Raw genomic sequence first — 5437 nt, forward strand, 5'->3', positions numbered from 1 at the left:
ACGTTCTCCGAATCTTTACGAGCGTTACGCCTGGTCAACCAACGGTATGGCAATGCGTATGGTGAATTTAGCCGGTGATGGCAATGGTTATGTCGGTAATGTAGACCTGGATCCCGAAGTCGCACATACCATTAGTTTCACAGCGGACTGGCATGATGCTGAGAAGCAAGACTGGAATATCACTTTCACGCCCTACATTAGCTATGTGGACGATTTTATCGATGCTAGACGCTGTAGCGGTCAAACAGGGATGATGGCTGTATGTACAGCATCTAATCTGAGCACTAGCGATGACTTCGTTTACCTGCAGTATGACAACGTCTCGGCGAAGTTATATGGCGCTGATTTATCTCTAGCTAAACATCTTTATCACGATGATAAGGTTGGCCATATCAGCGGGCAAGCGGTGTTCAGTTATGTCAGGGGTAAAAACCGGGATACCGGTGATAACCTCTATAACATCATGCCTCTCAATGCGACATTCATACTGCAGCATGCAAAAGGCGCTTGGCATAACACGGCTGAATGGCAAGTGGTTGCCGCTAAGGATCGTGTGAATGATGAACGTAATGAGCAAGAAACATCTGGTTATGGCTTATTAAATCTGCACACCAGCTACCAATGGAAGCAAGCTCGTGTTGATTTTGGTATCGATAATGTTCTGGATAAGGGCTACAGCGAACCTTTATCAGGTGCTTATACTGGCCAAGGTATGACGATGTCAGGTTCGGGGGTACCTTGGGGCGTGACTGTTCCAGGTATGGGCCGCTCGTTCTATACAGCACTTAGTTACTCTTTTTAATAGCTAGGCTATATAAGGCGTCTCTGAACTCATTAAGCAGAGACGCCTTTTTACTCAAATCAAGCTATCACACTTAATTTCAGATCAACCTTTCTAAGCTGTTCCACTTCATGCTCTAAATCCGCTTCTGTGAGTGGATGCTCTTTCAACCAGCCATCAGGCAAGACCAGCTCCATTTTTTTACCATCCAGCTTTAATTTAATATAAGTATCAGCTCGCTCGGATCGACCACGATTAAACACCATCGCCAAACGCAACAACACCGTTAAACGTTGCGTAGTCAGTTGCATTTCATCCGGTAATTTATTGATATGTTTCTTCGGGAACGAGCGGCGCTGTCCTCTTACCATCACGGATAAAGCATGTTGCTCTTCACGAGAGAAGCCGGGTAAATCAGAATGTTCAACCAGGTAGGCCGAATGCTTATGAAACTGATTGTGAGAGATGGCTAAGCCGACTTCATGTAATTTGCAGGCCCATTGTAGGCGGTGCAATAACTCATCATGATCCAGTTCCCAGTCATGGGCGACTTGTTCATAAAGCTGTGTTGCCATGACCGCAACGCGTTCTGCATGGGCTTCATCGACATGATAACGTCGCATCAATGCCAACACCGTGCGGTCACGCTCATCATCATGCTGAATACGACCGAGCAAGTCATATAATAGCCCTTCTCTGAGAGCGCCATCCGATACGATCATTTTTTCAATACCAAGCCGCTCAAAAGCTGCAGCCAACACACATAAGCCGCCGGCAATCACATTATTTCGTTCTTCTGATAATCCTTGTAATTTCGCCTCTTCAACACTGCCAGCTTCGATAAGATGATTCACCATCTTTTCCAAAGCCTTGGATGTAATGATGCCATCGTCCGCCCAGCCTTGTTCCTTACAAATATTAGCGACTGTGCGAATCGTACCGGATGCACCAATCGCTTCTTGCCAACCTGCTTGACGATAAGGGCGCTGAATGTAGCGAATGCGTCTCGCTGCCGCGAGCATGGCATGCTGCATTTGCGTTGCTGTGGTTTTGCCATCAGCAAAAAACTTTTGTGAAAAGCTGACACAGCCCATTTCCAGACTTTCTCGCATCAGGCCTTTAAACCCATCACCGATAATAAACTCTGTGCTTCCTCCACCAATATCCATCACTAAGCGGCGACTATCATCAAAAGCCAGCGAATGAGCCACGCCAAGATAAATCAGACGCGCTTCTTCTTCACCGGTGATAATTTCAATAGGATGACCTAATGCGAGACGTGCCTGACGTAAAAAGCGGCGTGAATTGTGAGCAATACGAAGCGTATTGGTACCCACGACCCTGACACTGCCATAGGGCAGGTCTCTAATGCGTTCACCAAAGCGTTCTAAACAAGCGATGGCACGTTCCTGTGCCTCGAGCGAAAGGTAATGATGTTTATCCAGTCCAGCACGAAGCTGAACCATCTCCCGCAATCTATCCACCACCTGAAAGTGACCATCACGCATTCGGGCAATGATCATATGAAAGCTGTTGGAGCCCAGATCAACGGCCGCCAGCACATCTTGATTTGTTTCTTGCATAGCACCTGTCAGTTCATTTTTAGGTTTATTCTGCACTAGCTGATTGCTGGTGGACAATGTTAAATCGTTTTTTTCATAAAAAAAGCCCGGTCTCAAATGCAGCCGGGCCTTTTGAAAAAGCGATAAGAACCATCGATTTTTATTCAATAACTTGGCCTTTAATCACTTGTTCGGCTTTTTCAATACTTAAGTGACGCACATCCTTACCTTCTACCAAATAAATGATGTGTTCACAGATGTTATTCGCGTGATCGCCAATGCGTTCCAACGAGCGCGCAGACCACATCATATCAATGACCCGCGTCACGGCACGATTATCTTCCATCATATAGGTCATGAGCTGACGAAGAATGGCTTCATATTCTGCATCGACTTCACGGTCTTCTTTGGCTACACGAAGCGCCATATCGACATCAAATCGCGCAAAGGCATCTAATGCATCACGCAGCATGCCACGCACATGGTTACCCATCGCTTGCAGTTCGCGGTAGTTATGCTTCGGGCGATCCTTTTCAGACAGATTCAGTGCCATTTTGGCAATACGTACAGACTCATCCCCAATACGTTCTAAATCGGTAATAGTTTTCAATATGCCTGATACCAGGCGTAAATCCCCTGCCGTTGGCTGACGAAGTGCAATAATCTGAATGCACTCTTCATCAATGCTCACTTCCATTAAATTGACGTCTTCGTCATTGGCAATCACTTCACGAGCGATATCGGCATCACCTTTAATTAATGCTTCCATTGCACTATGAACTTGCTGCTCGACTAGACCGCCCATCGCTAACACGCGAGAACGGATATCCTGTAACTCATTCTCGAACTGTTGCGAAATATGTTGGGAAGTAGTTGTAACCATGTCTTCTCTCCTCAGCGCCGATTAACCATAACGGCCGGTAATATAATCTTCTGTTTGTTTTTTACTTGGGTTGGTAAAGAGCTCATCCGTGGCACCAAACTCAATTAATTCGCCCATATACATAAATGCGGTGTAATCTGAAACACGTGCTGCCTGTTGCATATTATGGGTCACGATCACAATCGTATACTTCTCCTTGAGCTCGTATATTAATTCTTCGATCTTCAAGGTGGAGAGAGGATCCAGTGCCGACGCAGGTTCGTCCAATAATAAAACCTCGGGCTCAATGGCAATCGCGCGGGCTATAACCAGACGTTGTTGCTGACCACCAGACATGCCCATTGCTGACTCATGCAGACGATCTTTGACTTCGTCCCAAAGCGCCGCCCCTTTTAATGATTTTTCGACCACCTTATCCAGGGTAGAACGATCATTTACGCCTTGCAGTCTGAGGCCATACGCCACATTTTCATAAATCGATTTAGGAAATGGATTGGGTTTTTGAAACACCATACCGACCTGACGGCGCAAATCTGCCACATTCACTGAGGGTGAATTAATTTCCATATTATCCAGTAATAACTGCCCCTCCATCCGTACAGATTCAATCAAGTCATTCATACGGTTAAAACAGCGTAACAAGGTAGACTTACCACAACCACTTGGTCCGATAAACGCGGTGACACGGTTCTTTGGAATCTGCATATTGATGTTATGCAATGCCTGCTTATCACCATAAAACAGATTGAAATCTTTCACTTCCAGGCACAGTGTTTCATTGTCCAAGGTCACACGAGGACCGCGTTGCATCGATTCAATATCAATACCTCGTGATACGTTTTTCTGCTCTTTCACTGCTTCCATCGTTTAACTCTCACTTGCTTTATAAGTTTCTCGCAGACGATTGCGAATGCCAATCGCTGCCAGGTTCAGCACAACAATTATCAGTACCAATAAAAAGGCTGTGGCATACACCAACGGTCTGGCGGCCTCAACGTTAGGGCTTTGGAAACCCACATCGTAAATATGGAACCCCAAATGCATGAACTGACGATCTAAATGCAGGTAGGGCGCAATATTATCAATCGCTAATGACGGCGCCAGTTTGACTACGCCCACCATCATTAATGGTGCCACTTCACCTGCTGCTCGCGCTACGGCTAAAATCAATCCGGTCATCATGGCTGGTGCAGCCATAGGTAATACCGTTCGCCATAAGGTCTCAGCTTTGGTCGCACCGAGTGCCAGACTGCCCTCACGAATCGCTCTTGGAATACGGGACAAACCTTCTTCTGTCGCCACAATCACCACCGGTACAGTCAAGATGGCTAAAGTCAGCGACGCCCATAATAAGCCAGGCGAGCCAAATGTGGGTGAAGGCAGTTTTGCCTGGAAGAAAAGCTCATCCACGCTGCCACCGATAAAATAGACAAAAAAGCCTAAACCGAATACACCGTAAACAATGGACGGCACGCCGGCGAGATTATTCACAGCAATACGAATGAGTCGAACCACTGCGCCCTGTCTGGCATATTCCTTCAGATAAACAGCGGCAACGACGCCAAACGGTGTGACTAATACCGACATAATCATCACCATCATGACGGTGCCAAAAATAGCCGGAAAAATACCGCCTTCTGTATTGGCCTCACGAGGTTCACCAGACACAAACTCCCAAGCATTGTGGAAATATTGTCCCAATTTTTGTAGTGTTGTCATGGCGTTGGGTTTATAGGCCTGAACAATTTTTGCCATGGGAATGTCCGCTTCACGACCATCAGCAATCCTGACAGTAATCTGATCCCGGTTCAGTCCTGAATAGAGTTCATCCAGCTCCACACGGATTTTTGCATAGCGTGCATTGAGCTGTTGGCGCTCTTCTTCTATCTCTAAATAAGGCGCGCTACCTTTTTCAACCTCATTCAGTTCCAGACGTCGTTCATCAATCCGTAGCTCTTCAAGACCATGATTGATTTTGCCAATCTCCGATTTTTCAATCTCTTTTATCTTGCTAAATAAAGCATTGCTGCGTGCCAGTCGGGTCTGAAACTCATCCCACGCTTGTTCCCCCTCCGCGACCACTTCACCTTGCTGCTTCACATTCACGAGGTAGCCATAGAAATTACCCCACTCGCGGCGTTCTATCGACATCAGTCCCGCAGGTTTTTGTGTATCAGCTATCCAGGGATCGTTAATCCAGCGAAAGTCGAG

At 46.5% G+C, this 5437-nt stretch carries 5 protein-coding genes; 1 reads left to right on the forward strand and 4 read right to left on the reverse strand.

Features of this window, described 5'->3' with window-relative positions:
* Positions 1-802, forward strand: an 802-nt coding sequence (locus B4K20_RS15715) for a TonB-dependent receptor domain-containing protein (protein WP_289283639.1), incomplete at its 5' end; no start/stop codon positions are given.
* A 59-nt stretch (positions 803-861) separates the two neighbouring features.
* Here B4K20_RS15715 and ppx read toward each other — a convergent pair.
* The 4 genes from ppx to pstA form a co-directional block, all read right to left on the reverse strand.
* On the reverse strand, positions 862-2400 hold the full coding sequence (gene ppx / locus B4K20_RS15720; protein ID WP_286303475.1) for an exopolyphosphatase: 1539 nt from the start codon (positions 2398-2400) through the stop codon (positions 862-864).
* Positions 2401-2503: 103 nt separating this feature from the next.
* Entirely contained in the window at positions 2504-3226 is a 723-nt protein-coding gene (phoU, locus tag B4K20_RS15725; RefSeq protein ID WP_286303474.1) for a phosphate signaling complex protein PhoU, read from the reverse strand.
* 21 nt (positions 3227-3247) lie between these two features.
* Positions 3248-4090: a phosphate ABC transporter ATP-binding protein PstB gene (pstB, locus tag B4K20_RS15730; protein ID WP_289283640.1), complete on the reverse strand. Its 843-nt coding sequence runs from the start codon at positions 4088-4090 to the stop codon at positions 3248-3250.
* A gap of 3 nt (positions 4091-4093) precedes the next feature.
* On the reverse strand, positions 4094-5437 hold a 1344-nt coding region (gene pstA / locus B4K20_RS15735; RefSeq protein WP_289283641.1), incomplete at its 5' end, for a phosphate ABC transporter permease PstA.

Source organism: Methylophaga sp. UBA5088, assembly GCF_002414625.1.
GTDB classification, from domain to species: domain Bacteria; phylum Pseudomonadota; class Gammaproteobacteria; order Nitrosococcales; family Methylophagaceae; genus Methylophaga; species Methylophaga marina.

What these genes read in the sequence shown, in the direction of transcription:
- phoU (WP_286303474.1), bottom strand. Translation starts at nt 3,226, where the DNA reads ATGGTTACAACTACTTCCCAACATATTTCGCAACAGTTCGAGAATGAG.
- pstB (WP_289283640.1), bottom strand. Translation starts at nt 4,090, where the DNA reads ATGGAAGCAGTGAAAGAGCAGAAAAACGTATCACGAGGTATTGATATT.